This window comes from Bacillus sp. AFS012607 (assembly GCF_002558005.1).
In the GTDB taxonomy this organism is placed as follows: Bacteria; Bacillota; Bacilli; order Bacillales; family Bacillaceae_G; genus Bacillus_A; species Bacillus_A thuringiensis_S.
Map to the genome: position 1 here is coordinate 200,907 of NZ_NTVM01000013.1, position 25,019 is coordinate 225,925.

A 25,019-nucleotide genomic window follows, 5' to 3' on the forward strand; every position below is an offset into this window, starting at 1 on the left:
TCAGCCCCTCCCTTTTTGCATATCTTGCAGAATTTTTCGGGAGATTTCATCAAATGATTCTGCTTTTTTGCTATAAATCATACATAGTGCCCATGTCATGATAAATTGGGAAAAAGCAAATACCCACGCCCATGTAACGTCACCAAATGCAGGTGTATTGAGCACCTTTGAATACGATGTTAAAATAGGTAATGCGATAAAAAAACTAAAAAAGAAAATACTCATTGGAATGATAAACTTCTTTTTCGTATTTAATAACAATTGAAATTCTTCCGACTGAACGACCTCTGTATAATTCACCTCATTTTGCAACTTACGTGCTGACGTATCATCTCGTTTCATTAACCGATCCCCTCTCTTACTTGAAATGCAATTCCCCCTTGCATACCTAAAGACTAAATTTTATAAATATTCAGAAACTTATACTTATTGTAGACAATCCGTGCATTCATGCAAAGATTTTTTGATAGACATTTTTCGGCAATTTCCCCTAAATTTTTAATATACTTTTTCAACATAAAGTGACACCTTACTTATTTTTTCCTCATTAAGACAAAAGCAGTGCTTAACGCACTACTTTTGTCTTTTTTTCCTTTTCTAAATTACGAGCTGTTTCGCTTAACTCAACCTCTTTTCCGTCTTTAAGTGTTCCAAATATAAAATCGAATACTGGATTTGAAACACCGAACCAAAACTTTTCGTTTTTATAATGGTGTAATATATGTTGTTTTTTTAGCCATCTTCCAAACTTAGTGACGGGACGAATCGGTCTATGGGCAATATAATGTTTCCATTCGTAAACGAGCAGCATAATAATCATTCCGATTCCAAATGAAAGTGTAATAGTAAGACTTTTTGTAATACCATATGCTATAAGTAAATATATAGTAAAACTAGGTATACTAAACCATACAGGTAAAAACAAAAGTTTTAAATCATCTGGATATACGTGGTGATCATAATGTAATCTTCTTAACATTTTTAATAGAAATGTGTTTTTAGGTGGCTTTATATGGAATAAAAAACGATGTGTCATATATTCATTCAGTGTATAGAAAACAATTCCAAACATACATGCTAACATGCCAAACCACGTTAAAAATTGCATTTTTAAAATAATAATGAAAATAAATAGAATGCTATACATAATGACGATATCATATTGTAAAAAGAACTCTTTCCCCACTTTCTTCATCTTGTTTCCCCCTTTTCCAAAAAAACAGCCGCAACATATCGTTACGACTATTTCTTTTCTATTCTTATTCTATTCACTTTACAAATTTGCCTGCTGTTCTATTGTCGAGAAAAAATTGTTTGGTCCAAATATATTTTGCTTTGGAATAATATGTTCCACTGCAAACACTGTTACTTCTCCTCTTTGCACTTCTCCAATAATGAGACCAAATATTTGATGATTTACTGCAAACGTCGGTTGCTTTGTTTGTAGCAATCTTGCAGCATTATGAAATACTGCTTCATATAGTGGATTTCTATCAGTAATTTCTTTTCGGATTTTTGGCGCTAACGTAATTATAATTTCTTTTCCGTCAATAGTGGTTCGATACATAAAAATCTCCCCTTCAATCTTATGTGAACAACTGTAAAGCTTTGTATGCAAAATGTATAGAGTAACCTACTAAAATAATACCTGCTCCGGCTGTTATGTAGCCAAGCGCTTTTGGTTTTAATAAAGTTCTTCCAAAATGTACAGAAAAAGCAATATTTAAATTCCATAAAATAATACCTGCAATAATGCAAAGACTGTACAAAAAAGCTTCTTGTTTCGTTACCTTCGTAAGTAATGAGCTAAGTGTACTTCCGTATATACCAAACCAAAAAACAAGATTTAATGGATTGGATATCGCAATTAAAAATCCTGCCATAAACGATTGCTTAAGACCACCTACCTCTTCTTTTTTATATTCCATGTTTGAGTGGGAAATTCCTTGTTTTACACTTTGAAATCCTAAATAAAATAACAAGAAAAAACCCGTGCAATACATGAAGGCTTGTACATATGTATACATAAACACAGAAGATAAACCGAAATAAATGAGAAGCATAAATAAAACATCTGCAGTCATTCCACCAATTCCAACAACCCAAGCATGCCAAAACCCACGTTCAATTCCTCGTTTTAACATTTCAATATTAATCGGCCCTACTGGCGCAGCTAATGAAATACCTAATACGATTTGCTGAATAATTGCTCCAATCATCGCTCTATCCTTTCTACTCTCTTTACTACTAGTTAATGATGTAATTTGAAAAAATAGACTAGCTTTCATAATAAAATACCCTTTTTTATCCAAAATATACAAAAGAGCCATCTAGGTGATGGCTCTTACTTTTCTATCCTATGAAGAAAAGGACATTTCCCTTTTATTGGTTCTACATCGTCTCCTATAAAATATTGTTTCCATTCACGATGCTCTGGGTCACCATAATGACTAATGTTAGGATGTTTCGGCAATTGATCCCACTTTTCAACTCGCTCACGGACCATTTGTCTTGAATATGCTCCTTTAGGACGATCCCCCTCTAATCCATCAAAAATAGTGCGTGGCTGAAACCCAATAACGAGAGAATTCCCTAAATGTCTAGTTTTTCGCTGTTTATAAGCTGGCGCGTTTCCAAATGCGAATATTGGCTCACCACAAAATGAAAATTCCCATAAATAATGGTCTGGATCTTCAGGAATTTGCTTTGGCCATGCTTGATTATCGTTTTCATGTAAATACTGTAACACTTTCCAAAAGGAATCACGGTAATATTCGAGTGATCGTTCTTCACATTCCGGTTCTACAAAAAGGAAAAAGCCCCTTCTTACAATCGGCCTCTCTTTCATTAACTCTAAAAAAGATAACATTGTATGCGGCAAATGACTCCAATCATTATGAGAAAGAAATGAATAACGAAGTTCATTCTTTTTCAAAGCTGTTAAACCGAAATAACATGGAAAAGTTGGTTCTAACACGACACTTGAAAAAATCTCAAATTCTTTTGCAACCCAATCCGGTATGTCGGTTCTCGTTCTCATTCCTTCATTATCTAATAAGTACGACCTATTCATTCTTTCACCTCGTTATGTATAGCATTCAATTAAGAATATTACATACTCGGCCTGTCCTATACCTATTTAAAAATTTGATTGGAAAATTATTTAAAAATATAAAAAATAAAACCGCTTACTTGACTAAATTCTCCCAATTCGTGTATATTTAAATTAATCATTTAGCAGAATATTCAAGAATATAGCATTTTTAGTTTATATTATTTCTTTAAATGAATTTCACTAAATGAAAATAGTAAACGCTTTTAGGAGGAATTGTAACATGCAAGGAAAAGTAAAATGGTTTAACAACGAAAAAGGTTTTGGATTTATCGAAATGGAAGGCGCTGACGATGTATTCGTACATTTCTCTGCTATTCAAGGAGACGGCTACAAAGCTTTAGAAGAAGGTCAAGAAGTATCTTTCGACATTACTGAAGGTAACCGTGGACCTCAAGCTGCTAACGTAGTAAAACTTTAATCCAACATATAACAGGAGGTTACCTTACTTGGTAACCTTCTTTGTTATTCCTTTGTATATTTCCGTTTTACAGAGCAAAAACTATGTAAAATGCGCACTATACAAAGGAGGAATTATTAATGGGATCAGAAGTAAATGATTTTGAAGAAGTAAAATTCCGTGTAGAAACAGCACAAAAGATGGTAGGTTCTGCAACAATTTCAATGGATCCAGACACATTAGAGCATGCCACTACTGCAGTAGAAGCAGCTCGCTCACAGCTTGAAATTATGAAATCTGTTGCAGTAGATTTAGATGAACCATTTTTAATGAACGAGGAAAAGAAACTAAGCAAATGCGAGCAGCAATTAAACGAAGCAAAGCACTAAAAAACATCCAGAGAATTTTCTCTGGATGTTTTTTTATGACAACTGTTCTCCATACTTTTTCAATGTTTCTCCAACTGTACATTGTCTTATACAAAATGAATGTGCATAATATTTACTATTTGTCTTTCGATTATGTTCTCGCAAGAAACATCCTTCACAATATGTTTCTAATAAGTCATTTACCTCTGTAATGAGTTGCTTTTTATCCACCTTTGCACCTCTCTATTCGGTTATTTCTTTATGACTATCAATGACTGTCCCTTCTAATGCTTGCGTTGCTAATTGATGTGCTTCTTTATTTTGTTTTCTAGATATCGGATCACATACAAGTTTTAATTTCATTTGCTTCGCCTTTTGTTCAATTTGATCTAAATAATGGTTTAAATGCTCATCATAACAAGGCCATTCTCCCGCCAATTGCTGCAATACAACTTGAGAATCTCCGCGAAGTGTAACTGCTTCATATTTAATCCCTAATTCCTCGAGTATATTCATACCGTATAATAGTGATGCATATTCCGCTTCATTATTATCATCTATACCTTCTATATATGCATTGCGGCGAATGCGGTAGTTTGTATTTCCTTTTTTATAGTACACACATATACCAACGCCAGCTTCTTTCGTTTGCACATCATACCCCCCATCAAAATAAACGAGTATTTCTTGGGGCTCTTCCTCTACTTGTTTACTCAGTTTTTTCATTTCCTTTAATGACCATTCTGCATCCATTTCATCGTAAAATAAAAGTTCCTTAGCTCTTCCTGTTTTCTCAAAATCCTCTGCAAATTGAAGTATTTCTTCTATGTTCATATAATCTGTTGTTAATTCCGTCTGCAATCCTCGCTTCGTTTTATACAACCAATGAATTTTATATTTCATACTAGATTCCCCTTATATAAGACTTCTTATATGTAGCCAGCTAATGAAAGCCTCACTTTATTTTATTATATTTTATCTAGAGTCACAGCATTATATTCAATATGATTACATACAAAAAGAGCTATCCCTATAGGAATAGCTCTTTCATCTATTACATAAATCTTTCAAATTGTACTCGCTTATTAATCCAGTACATTACAGGCATACCAATGGCCATTACAACAAATTCACCGACTGCACATGTTAACCAAGACAACATAAATGGTAAACCCAATGCAAGATGAAGTTCAATTGCAATCATAAACATTGTAATCGTAAAGATAACCGTATTAAAAATCATACGAGCCCAAACACCTTTAATAAATCGCATAGAAATAATCGTTGCAACTAATGCAAGAATAGATTGCCCTACTCCAAATACTAAATCATAAGCGATCATAGGTGAGAAAAAGAGATTCGTTAAAAATACACCTAATACAATTCCGTAAATTGCTTTCTTGTTAAATACAATGAGATGATTAAACATCTCTGAAATACGAAATTGTACATTCGTAAAGCCAAATGGCTGAATAAGCATAGAAACAGCAATATATAATGCCGCTAAAATACCATTGCCGACTAAAGTTCTAATATTCATGACAAAATCTCCTTAGTTTTTTTACGTGGGATGGTTTCGAACCACGTTATTCTTTTTTTTAGCAACAAGATTATATTTTACGTGGTAGCCCCTCTTTCGTCAATAGATTCCTATCATGAACTACCTTTTTTCTTTTAGACAACGTATAATGAAACATATGAAAGATTTAGGAGGTTTCACTTCATGATAGCAACAATCCAAAATGAAAAAGTGATCGTTTCCATTTCTGACAAAGGTGCAGAATTACAAAGCGTTCGCTTAAAAGAAGACAACACACAATATTTATGGCAAGGTGATTCTACATATTGGGGACGCCGTGCACCAATTTTGTTCCCAATTGTCGGCCGATTAGTAGATAATACATACTACGTAGACGGTAGACCATATTCATTAACACAACACGGTTTCGCTCGTGATCTTACTTTCTCTGTGAAAGAACAAAGTGAAACAAAGATCACTTATATCGTTACTAATAATGAAGAAACGTTAAAAAAATACCCATACGAATTCGAATTACTCATTTCTTATGAGCTAGAAGGACAAAGCGTTCATGTAACATATGAAGTAAACAATCCTACTTCTAAAGAGATGTTCTTCTCAATTGGGGCACATCCTGGATTCAACTTCCCTTTATTGGATGGTGAATCATTTACAGATTATCACTTATCGTTTAATGGTTCGGAACGCTTAGAAACAAGCGTATTAGAAGGACCTTACCTTTCAAACAAAAAGCAATTAATCGCTGAAAATACAACTGAATTGCCACTTACATATGATTTATTCAAAAATGATGCGCTTATCTTTGAAAATATGAATACGAATGAAATTTCGATTCGTTCTCATAAACATAATAAATTTGTAAAAGTAGAATTTGATGGCTTCCCATTTGTCGGCGTATGGACACCAGGGGATAACGCACCTTTCTTATGTATTGAACCTTGGTATGGAATCGCTGATGAAGTAAATCCAGCAAAAGATTTCAAGGACAAAAAGGGAATTCAATCTTTACAAGCGAATGAAACATTTACATGTCGTTACAGCATCACAATCGGATAACTACTCTATCCCCTACTTCAAAAAAATATTTAAGTAGGGGATAACCTTATAATTTGGAGGTTTCTCATTTTGATTGAAGTATATATTGATGGTGCATCAAAAGGAAATCCTGGTCCTTCTGGTGCAGGAGTGTTTATTAAAGGCGTTCAGCCACCTGTACAATTATCATTACCACTTGGAACAATGTCCAATCATGAAGCAGAATACCGCGCTTTACTTCTAGCATTAAAATATTGCATCGAGCATAATTATAGCACTGTCTCTTTTCGTACAGATTCCCAGCTTGTCGAACGGGCTGTTGAAAAGGAATACGCAAAAAATAAAATATTTGCACCTCTTTTAGATGAAGCACTACAGTACATAAAAAACTTCGATCTCTTTTTTATTAAGTGGATTCCAAGTAGTCAAAATAAAGTAGCTGATGAATTAGCTAGAAAAGCTATATTACAAAATTAACGGGGGTATGAGTGTGAAAAAAGATTGGATTGCTCCTCTTGCTTTATTATTTGTCTCTTTTATTTGGGGAGCTACGTTTGTTGTCGTTCAAAATGCTATGTCTTTCGTTGGTCCATTTACCTTTAATGGTATTCGCTTTTTATTCGCTGGAATTATTTTATTATTCGTTCAAATGATTTTCTCAAAAAACACTTCAAAACAAGATATAAAACAGAGTAGCCTCGCTGGATTAATCGTTGGGTTCTTTTTATGTGTTGGCTATGTATTACAAACATTTGGCTTACTTTATACAACTTCTTCAAAAGCAGGTTTCTTAACAGGGCTTAGTATCGTTATGGTACCAATTTTGTCTTTTATCTTTTTAAAACAAAAAGCTACCATTTTTATCGTACTTGGTATTGCTGTAGCAACAGCAGGTTTATACTTATTAACAGTTGCTGATTCTTTCCAATTAAATATAGGAGATATACTTGTTCTCGGTTGTGCAATCGCTTTCGCTGCCCATATTCTTATTAACGGCTTCTTTTCTAAGAAAATATCACCTTTATTATTAAGCACATCTCAAGTATTAGCTGTTGGTATATTTTCTTCTATTTGCGCTTTCTTGTTTGAAGATTGGGAAAAATTATTTTCAGTATCACTATGGACGAATCAATCTTTTTTATTCGCACTCTTTCTAACTGCCCTGTTTGCAACATCTATTGCTTTTTTCATTCAAACATCGGCCCAAAAGCACACTTCTCCAACGAGAGTAGCAATTATTTTCGCAATGGAACCCGTTTTTGCTGCATTAACAGGCGTTCTCGTTGCGAATGAACAACTTTCTATTTCTGCTATTATCGGATGTCTATGTATTTTCCTGGGCATGATTTTTGTTGAATGGCCTTCCAAAACAAAAAAAGAAGCGCAGGCTGCGTGAAGTTATGCTTGTAACTTCCGCATAAAAGCCTTAGCGCTTTTTTTATCTGTAATTTCTTCCTCTTTCAATCGTTCTAATAACGCAACGAAATAACTACCATCAAACTGCAATTGATGTTTAATTGTCGCTTCTATTGCTGCGTTCACAATCCCATCAGACGCACCAGTATATCCTTGTCCGAACATAATAAACCCTTGTGCTTCCTCTGATAATTTAAATCCTTTCGTATGTAAGAATGAAAGATAATCTTCTACTGTTTGCATGTTATTCCCACCTACTCAAAAATTCTCCATCTCCTATCATACATGTTTTTACACGCTATGAGAATGAAATTTCTTTGACAACTTTGTAAATCGCTCTTCTAATTCGCTTGCAATGGAGGATTTCCTAACAATCTGAAGGAATATGTACAGTGGAACTTATTTCATATTAAAGGGGAGACACGATGAAACAAGCACTATTAATTATCGACGCTCAACAAGAATTAATTGATGGAAATGAGCAAGAAAATGAAGTTTTTCGTAAAATCGAGCTATTATCTACACTAAATACAGCCATGCAGAAAGCAATAGATTCCAATGCTCTTATTGTTTTCGTAAGAGATATCGATGTTGCTTCTGGCAGCGGAGAAGGATTTGAAGTACATAATCAAATTCAAGTACCTCAGTCTGCAATCTTTATTAATAAAGCAGCAACCAATTCATTCTACGGCACTTCTTTACTTGAACTTTTAAAAGAAGAGAAAATTGGCCATATCGTTATCGGTGGATGTAAAACAGAGCATTGTATCGACACCGCAGTTAGAACTGCGACTGTACAAGGATTTGATGTTACATTAATTAAAAACGGTCATTCCACAACTGATTCTAACGTATTATCTGCAGAGCAAATTATTGCTCATCACAATAAAACTTTACACGGTCATTATAACGTTGATCATTTTTCTATGGTGAGAGATATCGAGGAAGACCTCTTTCAGCCAACTCATGACCAATATCGTGATTAAATTAGCTCAAAAAAGAATCCTTCATTTAAAAGGATTCTTTCTTTATCCAAAAATTTGTGCTGCAATACTATATAGTTCACTATTTCTTTTTATTAACCGATTACTATTTTTCATCATAATTGGTGGTGTATTCACCTTTTTAAAACCAGCAATCTCTAATTCTTTCATGAAATCGTTCTTTCCTTCTGGTACATCCATTCTTAATTTTCCATTATGCCCTCTTGCTAAATCATGTACCATTCTCATCGCCATCGCATTATTTTTAGCAACGACTGGTCCTATTATTTTATTTTCTGGCGTTTGTATACTTATACCGTATCCTACTACATTTTCTTTCGTATCCTTTACAACGACACACTGCTCACTTTGCATAATTCTTTGTTTTAAAAACTCGTTTCGGCTTGTCCCAAATGCGCCTTTATCTATTTTTATTATTCCTTCTAAATCACTCTCTTTATAAACCATCATATATTCTTCATTTTCTGCACATTTATGATTCGCATTGTACGAGTTACAAATATATTTAGAAACATAGCTTACTACCCTAAATCCTAATGTTTCATATAAGGGCTTCCCTTCATCCGTAGCAATAAGCATACATGGAGTTTGAGCTGATACGCTATTCATACATGAATTCGTTATCATCTTTCCAATCCCTCTCCCCTTATAATCTGGATGTACAATTACCATTCCAATAGATGCCAACGCCTCCCCGTATAATATAATTGCTGCGCTAGCAATAAGTTCCTTTCTCTCATTCCAGACGCCGTATACAATACCTGAGTTAAAAACTGCTTCAATTTCTTCTCTGTTATAATCCCAGCCAATATAAGAAGATAACGCTACAATATCGCCTATTTGTTCTTTCCTAAGACGCTCCACCCTAATTTCCAATTCAATCATACTCCATCCCCTTATCTAGACATTTAAATCATTATTACTAAATCAACTTGTACATGTTTCCCTTTATTTGTCACACACATATGTTATTTTGACCAAGACTATATTGTAAATGAGGTGACAACATGCCCATTACGAATCGATTTTCTACCACCACTAACGGCGCACTCGCTATTACAGGTAATACTTTAGGCTTAAGTAAAATTAGTAATCAAAACCGTGCTGGTACAATCGGGGCCATTGGTGCGTTCGTAACTACGAATACAGCTTTACAAGTTCCTACTTTTCCTGCTGGTACAACATTAAACTATACACAAAATAGTTCTACCGCTATTTTAAATATCCCTGCTGGCAGTACTATTCTTTACGCAGAACTCATATGGGGAGGAAATTATTTAACTCGCGATCAAAATATTACAAGTGTTCTAGGAAATCCCGTTTCATTTACGACACCCGTTTCAACATACTCAATTACTCCTTCAGCTGTTACAGCTTCAAATCAAACATTCGTTTCAAACTCTATTACATTTGGCTTTTATACTCGTTCAGCAGACGTAACAACTCTTATTCAAGCGGGAGGTTCTGGTTCCTATACTACAGGAGCTGTCCCTGGACTTGTTGATCCTTTAGATGCTTCAAATGGATCTATTAACTCGGCTGGATGGACACTCATTGTCGCTTATCAAAACGGAACATTGCCTGCAAGAAACTTAACCATTTACGTAGCTGGTAACCGTGTTTCTGCTGATACTGGTAGTGCAGATGTAGCTGTTTCAGGATTTTTAACACCCGCAGGAGGACCTGTAAGCGGGAGATTATTCTTAAGCTCCACTGAAGGAGATGCAGATTTAACCGGGGATCAAGCATTATTTGGACCAAATTTCAGTTCATTAAATGCTTTATCTGGGCCAAATAATGCTGTAAATAACTTCTTCGGTTCTCAAATTAATAATGCTGCTGGAAACTTAGATACAACTGGGACATTTGGAACGCGAAATCAAAGTGCTTCTACAGGCACAAACATCTCCGCTGGGAGACAGGGCTGGGATATTACTTCTATTGATATTTCTCCTTATTTAACAAACTCACAAGTGTCCGCCGCAATCCGTTTAACAACTAACGGAGATGCGTATATGTTAAATACAGTCGGTTTACAAATCAACATAAATTCACCTACTATACAAGCAACGAAAAGCGTGAATAAAAGTGTTGCTGCAATTGGAGATATTCTCACTTATACAGTTACGATCCCTAACACCGGACTTCTTCCGGCGAATAATGTTACCTTTACAGACATTCTCCCTAACGGGACTTCCTTTATACCTGGCACTGTAACAGTAGATAATGTCCCGCAAACAAACGCAAATCCCGCCGCTGGTATATCTCTTGGAACAATCAATAATGGTGCTTCTCGTACAGTAACTTTCCAAGCTACTGTCGTTTCTCTTCCAAGTCAAAACCCTATCTCTAATACCGCTAATATTACATTTCAATATACACCTATCGCCGGAGGAACAACCTTTAACGGTCTTGCAACAAGCAATTCTGCTGGGACACAAATTAACCTGGCAGATATTAATGGAACAAAATCAGTCAACAAAATTTTTACCGATATTGGTGAAACATTAACTTACAGTATTGCCTTAGCTAATATAGGAAATATCGCTGCAACGAACGTTATATATACGGATCCAATCCCTAGCGGAACTACTTTCATTCCAGGAAGTGTAACTGTTAACGGAGTTACTCAAGCTGGAGCGAATCCCGCTAATGGTATATCAATTGGTTCGATTGCCGCAAATTCCACTACTACTATTTCATTCCAAGTGCTCGTTCCTTCTATCCCTCAAACAAATCCAATATTAAATAGTGGAACAACAACATATCAATATATTCCTATACCAAATCAACCTGCAGTAAGTGGGACTGATACGACAAATATCGTATCTACTCAAGTGAATAACGCTACTGTAACAATGGTAAAAGCAGTAGATAAAAATTTTGCAGATATTGGTGATACACTAACGTACACCGTTTCTTTTACAGGTACAGGTAATACAAATGCGAACAATATTATTTTTACAGATGTCATTCCTACTGGAACAACTTTTGTTTTAAACAGTTTAACAATAGATGGCACTACACAAGTGGGCGCAAATCCCGCTAACGGCGTGAACATTGGATCCATCCCAAGCGGCACAACAAAAAATGTTACATTTCAAGTAGTAATAAACACAATACCCGCGTCAAATGTCGTATCTAATGGATCAAATGCTTCTTATCAATATACCGTCAATCCTATCCAATCACCCGTTACAAAAAACATTTCTTCTAATCTCGTTTCCACTCAAATTAACAATGCGAATGTAACATTAACAAAATTAACTAACAAACAATTTGCCACAATTGGTGAAACGATAGGTTATACAATTCTTATTACAAACAGTGGAAATACAGCCGCTAATAACGTACAACTAACAGATCCACTTCCAAATGGAACGATATTAACATTAGGTTCGGTAACGCTCAACGGCGTTTTGCAAAATGTAGATTCTCTCGTTGCTTTACCTATTGGCACAATTCCTGCTGGAGCTACTTTTATCCTCTCTTTCCAAGTAACAGTTATTAATATTACTTCACAAAATCCTATCCTTAATAACGCTTTTGCCTCTTACATTTACACTGTAAATCCAAGTCTGCCACCAACTTCAAAAACAGCAAATTCTAATTCTGTTACATCTACAATTAGACTAGCAAATCTCCATGCTAATAAATCTGTAGATAAGACGTTTGCGGAAGTTGGCGATGTATTAACTTACACCTTTGCTCTTACTAACGATGGAAATGTTGCAGCAAACAACGTATTACTATCCGATTCCATCGCGAATGGCACTTCCTTTGTACCGAACAGTGTTATAGTTAACGGTGTTACTCAGCCGGGCATAACACCAGCTAGCATCAATATTGGTAGCATCAATGCTAATACTACAATTACAGCTTCATTCCAAGTAGTAATAACTAGCATTCCAAATCCAAACCCTATTTCAAATAGCGCTTTCGTCTCCTACAACTTTATCGTTGATCCAAACGCTTCACCTGTAAATAAAAACACTACTTCAACCACTACGTTTACTCAAGTAAACGATGCAAATGTCATTTCAGCAAAAACAGTGGATCAAGCGTTCGCTACCGTAGGGGATATATTAACTTATACTGTTACTTTGACGAATGCAGGAAGTGTTTCTGCTGATAGTCCTACTTTCGTAGATACAAATCCAGACGGTACTACCTTTATTCCAAACACTTTTCTTATTAATGGTGTACTCCAAAATAACGCAGATCCAAATATAGGTGTTCCACTACCTTCCATTCCTGCTAACGGCTCACTTACCGTCTCTTATCAAGTAACCGTCACCTCTTTACCAACACAAAACCCAACGATAAATTCATCTAGTACACAGTATAGTTTTATTCTAAATCCGGGAGATCCACCAACTATAGAAATATCTGTAAGTAACACTGTAAGTACACAAATTAATTTAGCTAATGTAGTTATTGTCAAAGAAGTAGATTTAACTATCGCCGATGTAGGGCAACCAATCACATATACAATTTCTTTAGCTAATCTTGGCAATACTACAGCAAATAATGTTATTGTTACTGATATAATCCCTAATGGCACCACTATCGTACCAAATAGTATTTTTATAGGTGGTGCTTTACAACTAGGTGCAGATCCCAGTACCGGTCTTCAAGTCGGCTCCATTCCTTCGGGTGGTTTTACAACGATTGTTTTTCAAATAAGTGCAAATGGGCTACCTTCACCAAATCCAATTCAAAACAGCGCTTCACTTCAATATAGCTTTATCGTTGATCCAAATTTACCCGCTCTTGTTAGAAACGCTGCTAGCAATATAGTAACTACACAAATTAATACTGCTAATATCATTGCTACAAAGCTAACAAGCACAAACTTTGCTGATGTCGGTGATATCATATTATATGCGACTATTTTAACAAATAACGGGAATATCCCTGCTGCTAATGTAACGTTTACAGATATCATTCCAGCGGGTACCCTCTTCATTCCTAATACTGTAACGATTAATAATGTCCCTATAGCTAATGCAAATCCTGCTAACGGCATTTCGATTGGTACGATAGGAGCAAATTCATCACGCACCGTTGCATTCCAAGTTTTTGTACCAACTATCCCTGCTGTAAATCCGATTACAAATCAATCAGGCACAACATTCCAATATACGTATGATCCATCCAAACCCGCTGTGATGCAGATGGTTGCTTCTAACACTGTACAGACAACTATTAATAACGCCTCAATTGCCGCTACTAAATCGGCAGATAAACAGTTTGCTAACGTAAATGATATTATTACGTACACGACTACTTTAACGAATAACGGGAATACACTTGCATCAAATGTAATATTTACAGATGTAATCCCAAACGGGACATCGTTCATTCCTAATAGTGTTACTGTAAACGGGAATGCACTGCCTAATGTCAATCCAGCTAGCGGAATTGCAATCGATCCAATAGATCCGAATACAAATACGATCATCTCGTTCCAAGTACAAGTAAATTCTATCCCGAACCCGAATCCAATCCCGAACCAAAGTAATACAACGTATCAGTATGTCATAGATCCTAACTTACCTCCAGCATCCGCTAATGCGCTGAGTAACGTAATAACAACTCAAATCAATAATGCCACGATTATCGCTACAAAATCAGTGAACACACCGAATGCTACAATTGGAGATATCGTTACTTATACAATTGCAGTTACGAACACAGGAAATATCCCTGCTAGTGCTACAGTTTTAACAGATGGGCTTGGACCTGGTGCATCCTTCATCCCAAATTCCGTTACAATAAATAACGTTTCCCAACCTGGATTAGATCCTTCATTAGGGATTCATTTAGACGATATTTCACCAGGAAACACTACTTTCATTACATTCCAAGTGAAAATTCTGGCTATTCCACCTAGTGGAACTTTAACGAATAATGCTCTTGTAAACTACGAATATGCAGTGAATCCAGCTGAAACGCCAGCTATTGGTAGTACCGTTACAAACACAACAGTTACACCGATTATTGACGCTACTTTAGTAATAAATAAAAGTGCTAGTACAACTTTCGCTACGATTGGTGATACAATTACATTCACTTCATCTGTTACAAACACAGGAAATACTACTGCGAACAACATTGTTTTTACAGATACAATTCCAAACGGTACTACCCTTGTCCCAAATAGCTTTAAGATAAATGGTGTAACCGTCCCGAATGCAAATCCACAAAACGGTATCAATATTGGTAACTTAAATTCAAATGCATCGGTTACACTCAGTTTCCAAGTAAACATCACAACGCTTCCAAACCCTAATCCAATTCCGAACAAATCATCGCTTCAATATAGCTTTATTGTTGATATAAATGAACCGCCTGTTTCACGAACAGTTCAATCCAATACAACTTTTACGCAAGTAAATTCAGCTTCCGTTATCGCAACGAAAACTGCGAGCAGTGCATTTGCCGCTGTTGGCGATACAATTACGTATACAACTACTCTCACTAATAGCGGAAATACTACCGCAAACACACCTGTTTTTATCGATATATTACCAACTGAACTTTCATTCGTTCCTGATAGCGTACAAATTAATACCATCCCACAACTTGGATTTAGACCAGATAGCGGAATCTCTTTAGACTCAATTCCAGTTGGAGGAACGACAACAATTAGCTTTCAAGCTATCGTTGGCTCAATACCAGCTACAAATCCAACTTTGAACCAATCCAGTACGACATACTTGATCATTGTTGACCCTACCCAGCCACCGGTGACAGAAACAGCTACAAGTAATCCAACTTTAGTTCAAATTAATGAAGCAATTATTCAAGCAACGAAAAGTGTGGATCGACTATTTTCTGACGTAGCACCTGGAAATTCATTTTTAACGTATACAGTTTTATTAGAAAATGTAGGGAACACAACTGCTACGAATATCATTTTTACAGATCCTATTCCAAATAACACAATATTTATAGAAGATAGCGTTCGAGTCGGCGGAGTTTTATTGCCTGGGGTAAATCCAGCGAATGGAATACCAATTGGGGATATTATTGCAGGAGATTTTACAAACGTCACCTTCCGCGTTCAAGTAGTTAGTATTCCAAATCCAATTTTCACAATTGGACCTGGTGGACCAAACTCACCGGTTGTAAATAGTGCCTCCATTGACTATCAATTTATTACAGGACCTAATTTACCACTCGTTTCAAGAAGTACGACATCCAATCCCGTTGCGACACAAATAAATTCCGGAGAAATTGTGGCAATCAAATCTGTAGATAAAACTTTCGCAACGATTGGCGATACAATTTCTTATACAATTACATTAAGTAACCCTGGAAATGTCACTTCACAAAATATAATTTTCACAGATATTTTACCTGACGGAACGACATTCATATCTGGCACTCTTACAAACGATTCTGGTACACAGCAAATCGGAAATCCAGCTAGCGGGATACAGATTGGAAATATAAACCCAAATGGAACGGCCGTTATTTCTCTCAACGTACTTGTTACAAACATTCCAAGTATAAATCCTATCTCTAATTTTAGTTCCATACAATTTGAACATGTGATTGATCCTAGCCAACCTTCTGCATTACAAACAGCTGTATCTAATACAGTTTCAACGACCATTAATAGCGCAGTATTAACTACAACAAAAAGTGTTGATAAATCTATTATTTCCGTCGGGGATACACTTACGTATACAACGACTATTACGAATACAGGAAATACACCAGCTACAAATATAACTTTTACAAGTGCGATTCCTCCTAGTACTACTTTTGTACCAGATTCGGTCACTACAAATGGCATCCAGCAGCTTGGTGCACAGCCAGCACTCGGAGTAAATATACCAAATATCGCTCCTGGTGAAACAGTAACTGTTACTTTCCAAGTAAATGTGATTTCTGTTCCCCCTTCAAGCTCAATTATGGGTAACGATACAATTTTATATTCTTATACTGTTGATCCAAACGGAACTCCTGCTACTACTTCTACTTCAACAAACATTGTTACAAACCCTGTATTAGATGCTATGATAATGATGATTAAATCAGTTGATCAAACAATTGTAACGCTAGGTGATACCATTACCTATACGACAATTTTAACGAATAATGGTAATACAAATGCAACGAATATTACTTTCACCGACCTTATACCAGATGGTACAACGTTTATTACTGATAGCGTTACAATAGATGGCATCACGCAAATTGGTCTTAATCCTAATACAGGTATAACGATTGGAGCAATTGCTCCTAACAGCTCAATATCTATAGCATTTCAAGTTACCGCTACTTCTACACCTGTTCAAAATCCTATTGCCAATTCCGCTAGTGCTTCTTACACATTTATCGCTGATCCAAATGCCCCTATTGTTTCAAGAAATGTTACTTCAAACACAGTGTTCACTACGATTAATACAGCTACCATTCTTTCATTAAAACAAGTCGATAAATCCTTTAGTCGTATTGGAGACACACTCACTTATACTGTCGCTTTAACAAACAATGGAAACTCATCCGCACAAAATGTTATATTTACAGATACAATGCCGAGCGGAACTACTTTTATTGCAAACACATTCTCTATTAATGGGGTTCCTCAAAGTGGTGCGGATCCATCGAATGGTGTGAATATTGGGACTATAACAGCCGGGACTACAGTAACCGTTTCGTTCCAAGTTACTGTAACGTCATTACCAACGGAAAACCCCATTGTAAATTTCTCATCAACATCGTACCAATTAGTCTCACCACCTGATGCAGAAACTTCAATTAGCAATCCTGTTTCAACGCAAATTAAAGAAGCCATATTATCCATGACGAAAAATGAAAGTGTATCCTTTGCAGATATCGGGCAAACTGCTTTTTATACTACTTCTATTACCAATGTAGGAAATACCGATGCAACTAACATTGTTTTCACAGATGTATTACCAAGTGGACTCACATTTGTTCCTAACACATTAACTGTCAATGGCGTTTTACAACCTAACGCGAATCCAAATACAGGTGTATTACTTGCAACACTTCCACCAAATGAAATATATAGTATCGTCTTTCAAGTGACAGTGAACAGTATTCCTCCTAGTAACCCAGCACCAAATACAGCATCAACGACGTATGAGTTTACTGTTGATCCAGGTAATCCGCCAGTATCGAGTACAGCTACTTCCAACACTACACTCCTTCAAATAAACAACGCAACTATTATTAGCACAAAAACAGCAGATCTTACTTTCGCGGATGTTGGTAATACAATAACATTTACACTTAACCTCCCTAATACCGGGAATGTGACTGCAACTGATGTAACTATTATTGACATTCTTGATAGTAATTTAAGTTTCGTTCCAAATAGTTTCACAGTTAATGGGCAAACCATTCCAAACGCTGATTTATCTACTGGTGTAAATATTGGTTCCATTAATGGTGGTAATGCGGCAATCGTTACATTCCAAGCAACTGTTATTACACTTCCAACACTTAATCCCATTTCTAACTCTGCTTCTATCACATATCATTATGTCGTTGATCCTAGCCAGCCACCTATTACAACTTCCAATCAATCTAATACAACGACAACACAAATTAATAGCGCTACCCTTACTGCACAAAAAAATTCAAATGTATCTACGGTAGATATCGGGCAGGATATTACCTACACCGTTACAATTACAAATAGCGGAAATGTTAGTGCGACGAATGTTATTTTTACCGACCTTATTCCAGACGGAACTTCCTTTGAACCGAATAGTTTTACACTGAACGGAACTAGCATCCCAAATGCAAATATCATTACAGGCGTTCCAATTGGTGATATTGCGCCAAACGAATCTGTCATCGTAGCATTCCATATTAATGCCAATGAAATTCCGCCTATAAATCCAATTACTAATCAAGCTAGCGTTAGCTTTCAATATATCGTTAATCCAGCTAATCCTCCGGTTTCAAAAAACATTACTTCTAATAGCGTTTCAACACAAATTGAAAGTGCTATTTTAAATACGATTAAAATAGGAGATAAAGCATTTGCAACGATTGGTGATACGATTACGTATACAACAACTATTACGAATACAGGAAATATCCCAGCTAACAATGTTGTATTCTCAGACCCTATACCATCGTGGACACAATTTGTTGCAGGATCAGTTGTTGTTGATGGAACTCCATTAACATCCGCTTCTATCATTGACGGCGTTGGCATAAATACAATAACTCCAAATCAAATCGTAACAATCGTATTCCAAGTTCAAATTGTAAGCAACCCAACAACGCTCACACCTGAACTCCAAAACTTAGGATTTGTTAACTTCCAATATAACGTAGGCAATGCATTACAGGCTCAACCTGGCAATGTGGAAACGAACGTCTTCGTTACCTCTATTAATTCAGCAATACTTTCAGCTGTAAAAACTACTAATACAGCCTTTGCAAATATTGGAGATACAATCACTTATACAGTTTTGATTCAAAATAATGGCAATACAAACGCTACGAATGTAAATTTCTCAGACATGGTTCCAGCAGGAACAACCTTTGTTGAAAATAGTTTTACTGTAAATGGAAGTAGCCTTCCAGGCGCAAATCCAAATAACGGAGTTAATATCGGAACAGTTAACGCGGGTAGTTCCTTAACCGTTACTTTCCAAGTCATTGTTACATCAACCCCACCTTCAAATCCGATTACAAACGTAGCATCTATTCAATACGCATTCATCGTTGATCCAGCCTCTCCTCCTGTTACAAGTACGATAAATTCTAATAGCGCTTCAACACAAATTAATAACGCGACTGTTACAACTGTTTTACAAGCAAATCGAACAATCGTATCTATCGGAGATGTAATTACGTATACAGCAACATTAACGAATACTGGAAACTTCCCTGCAAACTCTGTATTACTCATTAACGGAGTTCCTGAAGGAGCATTATTTGTTCCAAATAGTGTTACGCTCAACGGGATTTCACTTCCAGATGCAAGTCCAACTCTTGGTATTCCAGTTGGTATTATCGCACCAGGTGATTCCGCTACTATTACGTTCCAATTTCTTGCAAGTTCTATTCCACCGCAAGGAGCGATTATAAATCAAGCACTTACAAGTTACACGTATATTGTCGATCCAAGTCAACCTCCTGTTACAGCAACATCCTCGTCTAATACGGTTAATACAGCTGTTGTTGATGCATCGTTATCCGCAATTAAAAGTACAGATTCTCTCGTACAATCTACTGACGGTACAATCACTTACACAGTAGTCGTTCAAAACAACGGAAATACTACTGCAAATACAGTTACTTTAACAGATTTGGTCCCAGAAGGAACTGCATTTATTCCGAATAGCGTAACTATTAATAGTGTTTCCGTTCCAGGTGCCGACCCTAACGTAGGAATACCATTAAACCCCATCGCACCGTCAGAAATCGTCACTGTAACATTCCAGGTTATCGTTCAATCTATTCCAAGCGTGAACCCAATTTCTAATACAGCCCGTATTGACTATACTTTTATCGCCGATCCAACTGCTCCTATCATCTCTCGAACAATTACTTCGAATCCAGCTTTCACACAAATTTCGGATGCGACTATCCTTTCTTTAAAAGCAGTCAATGCACAACAAGCAACAACAGGTGATATTTTGACTTATACAATAACATTAGAAAATACAGGAAATATCCCAACTACGAATCTCACATTTTCAGACACTATCCCTCAAGGGACTACCTTTGTAGAAAATAGTTTTACACTTAACGGAACAGCTATACTTGATGCCAATCCTAATGTAGGTGTTACTTTGCCTAACCTAGCTGCAAACGCTACGCACCTTATTTCGTTCCAAATTCTTATTAACGATTCATTCTCGCAAGAATCAATTACAAATCAATCCAACACAACTTATACAATTCAGCCAGACCCAGGGCAACCGCCTATTACTGAAACATCTACTAGTAATATCGTCATTACAAATTTCGTGCAAGCACAATTGACAATTACAAAAACATCCAATCCAACAACTGTTGATATTGGCGGAACTATACTTTATATTTCTGAAGTAAAAAATATCGGCAATGTTGACGCAATAAATATTAATTTCACAGATTCTATTCCAGCTGGGACTACATTCGTTCCCGATAGTGTCACAATTAACGGTATCCTTCAGCCAGGTGTAAATCCAGAAAACGGAATACCGATTGGAACAATTCCAGCAAACAGTTCCAAAACGATACTATTTCAAGTGCAAACAAATAATCCACCTACTGAAACCGAAATTGTAAATCAATCTTCAGCAACTTACCAATATGTAAGTATTCCTGCAGCCCCACCAGTAAATCGTTCTGCAAATTCTAATATCGTTACAACATCACTTCAAAATGCAAATATTATTTCTGTTAAAAGTGCGGATGTAACTTTCGTATCAATCGGGCAAATTATTACCTACACAAATACACTTCAAAATATAGGAAGCGTTCCAGCTAACAATACCGTTTTCATTGATAACATTCCAGAAGGTACTATATTCATTGAAGATAGCTTAGCAATAAATAATGTAATTCAGCCTGGCGCTAATCCTGAAAACGGAGTAACTCTCGGCACGATACAACCAAATGAAACAGTCACTATTTCATTCCAAGTACAACTTACAAATATACCAGAGGGCAATACAGTCATTAATATTTCAGACACTTCGTACGAATACCAAATTGACCCTAGTTCTCCAATTATTCAGCGTAGATCGTTATCAAATGCAGTAAATACTGAAGTGCGGACGGCAAATGTTAGTGCCAGTAAATCCGCCAATAGATCCATTACACGCATTGGTCAAATCATCACATATACAGTCGCAGTTACAAACGCCGGTACAGTACCTATTACAAATACTCTCCTAATTGACGCAATTGCAGCTGGGACCACATTCGTTCTAAATAGCATTCTTGTAGATGGCATACCGAGACCTAATGAAAATCCAATTACCGGTATCAACCTTGATATTATCCTTCCAAATAATACAATTATTGTTACTTTTCAAGTAAGCGTAGTCTCTATACCGCCACAAAATAACATTAATAATATCGCAGTCATTCACTATGAGTATGAACCAGACCCAAGCGCACCACCAATTTCAGAAACGACATCTTCCAATAGTACAAATATACAATTTATTGATGCTATTCTTATTGCTACAAAATCCGCTAATACTGTATTAGCTAACATTGATGAAACCATTGAATATACAGTATTCATTCAAAATAACGGATCGACTACAACTAACTCCATCTTTTTTACAGATACTATAGCGGATGGAACAGTATTTATTCCAGGAAGTGTAATAGTTAACAATACTGTACTTCCTGCAGCAGATCCGAATATCGGCTTTTCCATTCCTAATGTCGCAGCAGGTCAAATAGCTACAATAACATTCCAAGTTTCCGTTACGAATTTACCTGTTGTAAATCCAGCACCTAATACTGCAAACATCGTCTACGACTTTATTTTCAATCCTGACTTTGCACCAATTCAAAAATCTACTACTTCCAATACTACTTTCGTTCAAATTAATGATGCTGATATCGTTTCACTTAAAACTGTTGATTTGACCTCTGTAACAATTGGTGACATTTTAACTTATACAACAACTTTAACGAATACAGGGAATACGGATGCCACTGCTGTTGTATTTACAGACAATATACCTGATGGAACAACTTTTATTGACGGTAGCGTTTTAGTAAATAACATTCCTCAGCTTAACGCCAATCCAAGTGCAGGTATACTTGTAGGAACGATTACTCCTAACACTTCTATCCCAGTCACATTTTCTGTTACCGTCGTAGCTCTTCCTGCTAGCGGCCATGTTCAAAATCAATCAACTTCTCGTTATACAATAAACGCGGAAGAACAAATATCGACTAGCAATATTACCTTCACTGAAGTTATTTCTGCTAATGTAATTGCGACAAAAACAACGCCTATCCAATATGCTGACTTACAAACTATCATCCCTTATACAATTTCCATCATAAATAACGGAAATATACAAGTCGAAAACATTATTGTTACAGATATCATCCCAGCAAATACGAGCTTTATAGAGAATAGTGTTATCGTGAACGGCAATGCTCGGCCAAATGACAACCCTCTTAACGGTATACAAATTGATAACATTCCGCCTAATACGACAGCAACTATTCTATTCCAAGTACGGGTTACTTCGATTCCACAAACAAATCCAATCTCTAACACGAGTACAATTGAATATGAATACACGGTACCAGATCGACCACCTATTACCGAAACTATTATTTCATCAGCTGCCGCAACAGAAATTAATCACGCGAATTTGAATAGTAATAAGGCTGTTGACCTTGCATTTGCAACGGTTGGTGATACGTTAACGTATACGATTACACTAAATCAAACCGGTAATGTTGCAACAAATGATGTAAACGTTCAAGATATTATTCCTCAAGGTACTACGTTTATAGAAAATAGCGTCATTGTAAACGGAGAAGCTCTTCCAGGAGTGAATCCAGTAAGCGGCATACCAATTGGCACTATAATTGTTGGTGGAGATGCTATCGTTTCATTCCAAGTAACTGTGACTTCTATTCCAACACCAAATGAACTAAACAACAACGCAATTACTACTTTTAACTATATAGTCAACCCAAATAACGTACCCGTTACAAATACGACTACAACAAATACCGTCACAACTACTGTCCAAAATGATAATGTCATTGCCATAAAATCTGTTGATGTAACGAATGCCTTACCTGGTCAAACTTTAACGTATACAATTACGATTACGAATAGCGGTAATGTAACGATTGAAGACCTTCTTGCCATAGACACCGTACCAATAGATACGACTTTTGTTGCTGATAGTGTTACGATTAACGGAATCAATCAGCCTAATGAAAATCCTGAAAATGGTATTACGTTAGGAAATCTTGCTCCTAATGAATCTGTTATTATTACGTTCCAAGTGACAATATCTTCTTCTACTCTTCAATCTACAATTAATAATGATGCTTCTGTTTCCTATACCGTTATCATTGATCCAACAAAACCACCTATTACAATTACAAAACAAACAAATACCGTTACAACGACAGTCATTGATCCGATGGTTCGCATTGAAAAAACAACTGACAAATCTATTGTCGTTATAGGAGATATCATTACATTCACATTAGCGGTATTTAATCACTCCCCCATTCCGACAATCAGTACTTCTGTTATAGACAGCATTCCAGCTGGTACAACATTTATAGAAAATAGCGTAACAATTAACGGTACTTCGGTTCAAAATGTTCGTCCAGACACTGGTATTAATATTGGTTCTTTATCTGCAGATACAGTAGCAACTATAACATTTCAAGTTCTCGTAACTTCTATTCCTTCAAACAGTACAATTATAAATTCTGCAACAGTTACCGCTGCTTTTCAATTGACACCACAGGATCCAATTATTACTTTCATTGTTAATTCAAATATTGTTCGTATACCAGTTCAATTTGTAACTGCAACAGTCACGAAAAACGCTTCCGTCAGCTCCGCTTATTTAAACCAATACTTTGATTACACGGTGCGTATTACAAATACTTCCGAAATTTCACTCTCAAATATTTCTTTACAAGATACCATTCCAGCAGGTTTACAATTTATAAACGGCACTGTCTTTATTAACGGTGAACGCTCTCCACTAGCGAACCCAAATATCGGTTTCCTAGTTGCCACTAATTTAGAGCCAACTGAAACAATTATCGTGTTATTCACCGTACAAGTAATAAGTCCACCTATTAATAATCAATTTAAAAATACGGCCAATATTTCGTTACAACTTCAAGTCTCGCCTACCGATCCACCAATTACAGTAACCGTTACAAGCAACGAAAACATCGTCACCTTTGTTCCAGAAAATCCAGACGAAACACTTCCAAATTTAAATTGCTTCTTTGACGGTGAACGCTTCATACGGATTACTCCCCAAAATGCAAGAAATTACCTTTGGACTTGGATTTGGTGGAATTAAATTAAAAAAGAGATTGTAGTTTGGTTGAAACCAAATTACAATCTCTTTTTCATTGCCTTTATCACACTACGTTATAACTCGTCCAAGGATATACAATTAAGCAT

The 25,019-nt window shown here is 36.2% G+C and carries 17 protein-coding genes and 1 riboswitch; of the genes, 7 read left to right on the forward strand and 10 right to left on the reverse strand.

What is annotated here, in order from left to right:
* The 5 genes from CN409_RS17710 to CN409_RS17730 all read right to left on the reverse strand — a co-directional run bounded on the left by CN409_RS17710 (position 1) and on the right by CN409_RS17730 (position 3,073).
* A complete protein-coding gene (locus CN409_RS17710) occupies positions 1–342 on the reverse strand; it encodes a DUF485 domain-containing protein (protein WP_000817366.1) in 342 nt (113 codons plus the stop codon).
* A 223-nt stretch (positions 343–565) separates the two neighbouring features.
* On the reverse strand, positions 566–1,195 hold the full coding sequence (locus CN409_RS17715) for a sterol desaturase family protein (RefSeq protein ID WP_000755405.1): 630 nt from the start codon (positions 1,193–1,195) through the stop codon (positions 566–568).
* Between the two features lie 78 nt (positions 1,196–1,273).
* On the reverse strand, positions 1,274–1,567 hold the full coding sequence (locus CN409_RS17720) for a hypothetical protein (RefSeq protein WP_000286367.1): 294 nt from the start codon (positions 1,565–1,567) through the stop codon (positions 1,274–1,276).
* Between the two features lie 19 nt (positions 1,568–1,586).
* On the reverse strand, positions 1,587–2,330 hold the full coding sequence (locus CN409_RS17725) for a LysE family transporter (protein ID WP_001196842.1): 744 nt from the start codon (positions 2,328–2,330) through the stop codon (positions 1,587–1,589).
* Between the two features lie 14 nt (positions 2,331–2,344).
* The gene (locus CN409_RS17730; protein WP_001082150.1) at positions 2,345–3,073 is read right to left on the reverse strand and encodes a YqcI/YcgG family protein; all 729 of its coding nucleotides are present in this window, start codon (positions 3,071–3,073) and stop codon (positions 2,345–2,347) included.
* A 262-nt stretch (positions 3,074–3,335) separates the two neighbouring features.
* On the opposite strand from CN409_RS17730, the gene cspB reads away from it, so the two are divergent.
* Together cspB and CN409_RS17740 are read left to right on the forward strand one after the other, a co-directional pair.
* A complete protein-coding gene (gene cspB / locus CN409_RS17735) occupies positions 3,336–3,533 on the forward strand; it encodes a cold shock-like protein CspB (protein WP_001161731.1) in 198 nt (65 codons plus the stop codon).
* A 119-nt stretch (positions 3,534–3,652) separates the two neighbouring features.
* Positions 3,653–3,901, forward strand: coding sequence for a DUF2564 family protein (locus tag CN409_RS17740; RefSeq protein WP_000534400.1), 249 nt, complete (start codon positions 3,653–3,655; stop codon positions 3,899–3,901).
* 33 nt (positions 3,902–3,934) lie between these two features.
* Here the strand turns inward: CN409_RS17740 and CN409_RS17745 are convergent, their stop codons facing one another.
* The 3 genes from CN409_RS17745 to CN409_RS17755 all read right to left on the reverse strand — a co-directional run bounded on the left by CN409_RS17745 (position 3,935) and on the right by CN409_RS17755 (position 5,420).
* Positions 3,935–4,111 (reverse strand): zinc-finger domain-containing protein, encoded by a 177-nt coding sequence (locus CN409_RS17745; RefSeq protein ID WP_000358801.1) that lies wholly within the window; start codon positions 4,109–4,111, stop codon positions 3,935–3,937.
* Between the two features lie 12 nt (positions 4,112–4,123).
* Positions 4,124–4,783 (reverse strand): ribonuclease H family protein, encoded by a 660-nt coding sequence (locus CN409_RS17750; protein ID WP_000875533.1) that lies wholly within the window; start codon positions 4,781–4,783, stop codon positions 4,124–4,126.
* Between the two features lie 151 nt (positions 4,784–4,934).
* Positions 4,935–5,420 carry a QueT transporter family protein gene (locus tag CN409_RS17755; RefSeq protein ID WP_001026464.1) on the reverse strand — a complete coding sequence of 162 codons (486 nt, stop codon included), beginning with the start codon at positions 5,418–5,420 and terminating at the stop codon, positions 4,935–4,937.
* 6 nt (positions 5,421–5,426) lie between these two features.
* Positions 5,427–5,471, reverse strand: a riboswitch (PreQ1 riboswitch).
* 132 nt (positions 5,472–5,603) lie between these two features.
* On the opposite strand from CN409_RS17755, the gene CN409_RS17760 reads away from it, so the two are divergent.
* From CN409_RS17760 to CN409_RS17770, 3 genes are all read left to right on the forward strand, one after another.
* Positions 5,604–6,476: an aldose 1-epimerase family protein gene (locus tag CN409_RS17760; protein ID WP_086389880.1), complete on the forward strand. Its 873-nt coding sequence runs from the start codon at positions 5,604–5,606 to the stop codon at positions 6,474–6,476.
* A 69-nt stretch (positions 6,477–6,545) separates the two neighbouring features.
* Positions 6,546–6,932 (forward strand): reverse transcriptase-like protein, encoded by a 387-nt coding sequence (locus CN409_RS17765; RefSeq protein ID WP_000573877.1) that lies wholly within the window; start codon positions 6,546–6,548, stop codon positions 6,930–6,932.
* A gap of 13 nt (positions 6,933–6,945) precedes the next feature.
* On the forward strand, positions 6,946–7,851 hold the full coding sequence (locus tag CN409_RS17770; RefSeq protein WP_140161755.1) for a DMT family transporter: 906 nt from the start codon (positions 6,946–6,948) through the stop codon (positions 7,849–7,851).
* Between the two features lie 2 nt (positions 7,852–7,853).
* On the opposite strand, the gene CN409_RS17775 is transcribed toward CN409_RS17770, so the two are convergent.
* Positions 7,854–8,114 carry a DUF6123 family protein gene (locus CN409_RS17775; protein WP_001195212.1) on the reverse strand — a complete coding sequence of 87 codons (261 nt, stop codon included), beginning with the start codon at positions 8,112–8,114 and terminating at the stop codon, positions 7,854–7,856.
* A gap of 182 nt (positions 8,115–8,296) precedes the next feature.
* On the opposite strand from CN409_RS17775, the gene CN409_RS17780 reads away from it, so the two are divergent.
* Positions 8,297–8,857 (forward strand): cysteine hydrolase family protein, encoded by a 561-nt coding sequence (locus CN409_RS17780; protein WP_000806312.1) that lies wholly within the window; start codon positions 8,297–8,299, stop codon positions 8,855–8,857.
* Between the two features lie 42 nt (positions 8,858–8,899).
* On the opposite strand, the gene CN409_RS17785 is transcribed toward CN409_RS17780, so the two are convergent.
* A complete protein-coding gene (locus CN409_RS17785) occupies positions 8,900–9,760 on the reverse strand; it encodes a GNAT family N-acetyltransferase (RefSeq protein WP_000571020.1) in 861 nt (286 codons plus the stop codon).
* Between the two features lie 122 nt (positions 9,761–9,882).
* Here CN409_RS17785 and CN409_RS17790 point away from each other — a divergent pair, with 122 nt between their 5' ends.
* Entirely contained in the window at positions 9,883–24,915 is a 15,033-nt protein-coding gene (locus tag CN409_RS17790; protein ID WP_097981832.1) for a DUF7507 domain-containing protein, read from the forward strand.
* Positions 24,916–25,019: the final 104 nt, after the last annotated feature.

Bases quoted from the DNA above. Each gene is read 5' to 3' on its own strand.
- CN409_RS17710 (WP_000817366.1), bottom strand. From the start codon at position 342: ATGAAACGAGATGATACGTCAGCACGTAAGTTGCAAAATGAGGTGAAT.
- CN409_RS17715 (WP_000755405.1), bottom strand. From the start codon at position 1,195: ATGAAGAAAGTGGGGAAAGAGTTCTTTTTACAATATGATATCGTCATT.
- CN409_RS17720 (WP_000286367.1), bottom strand. From the start codon at position 1,567: ATGTATCGAACCACTATTGACGGAAAAGAAATTATAATTACGTTAGCG.
- CN409_RS17725 (WP_001196842.1), bottom strand. From the start codon at position 2,330: ATGGCTCTTTTGTATATTTTGGATAAAAAAGGGTATTTTATTATGAAA.
- CN409_RS17730 (WP_001082150.1), bottom strand. From the start codon at position 3,073: ATGAATAGGTCGTACTTATTAGATAATGAAGGAATGAGAACGAGAACC.
- cspB (WP_001161731.1), top strand. From the start codon at position 3,336: ATGCAAGGAAAAGTAAAATGGTTTAACAACGAAAAAGGTTTTGGATTT.
- CN409_RS17740 (WP_000534400.1), top strand. From the start codon at position 3,653: ATGGGATCAGAAGTAAATGATTTTGAAGAAGTAAAATTCCGTGTAGAA.
- CN409_RS17750 (WP_000875533.1), bottom strand. From the start codon at position 4,783: ATGAAATATAAAATTCATTGGTTGTATAAAACGAAGCGAGGATTGCAG.
- CN409_RS17755 (WP_001026464.1), bottom strand. From the start codon at position 5,420: ATGAATATTAGAACTTTAGTCGGCAATGGTATTTTAGCGGCATTATAT.
- CN409_RS17760 (WP_086389880.1), top strand. From the start codon at position 5,604: ATGATAGCAACAATCCAAAATGAAAAAGTGATCGTTTCCATTTCTGAC.
- CN409_RS17775 (WP_001195212.1), bottom strand. From the start codon at position 8,114: ATGCAAACAGTAGAAGATTATCTTTCATTCTTACATACGAAAGGATTT.
- CN409_RS17780 (WP_000806312.1), top strand. From the start codon at position 8,297: ATGAAACAAGCACTATTAATTATCGACGCTCAACAAGAATTAATTGAT.
- CN409_RS17785 (WP_000571020.1), bottom strand. From the start codon at position 9,760: ATGATTGAATTGGAAATTAGGGTGGAGCGTCTTAGGAAAGAACAAATA.
- CN409_RS17790 (WP_097981832.1), top strand. From the start codon at position 9,883: ATGCCCATTACGAATCGATTTTCTACCACCACTAACGGCGCACTCGCT.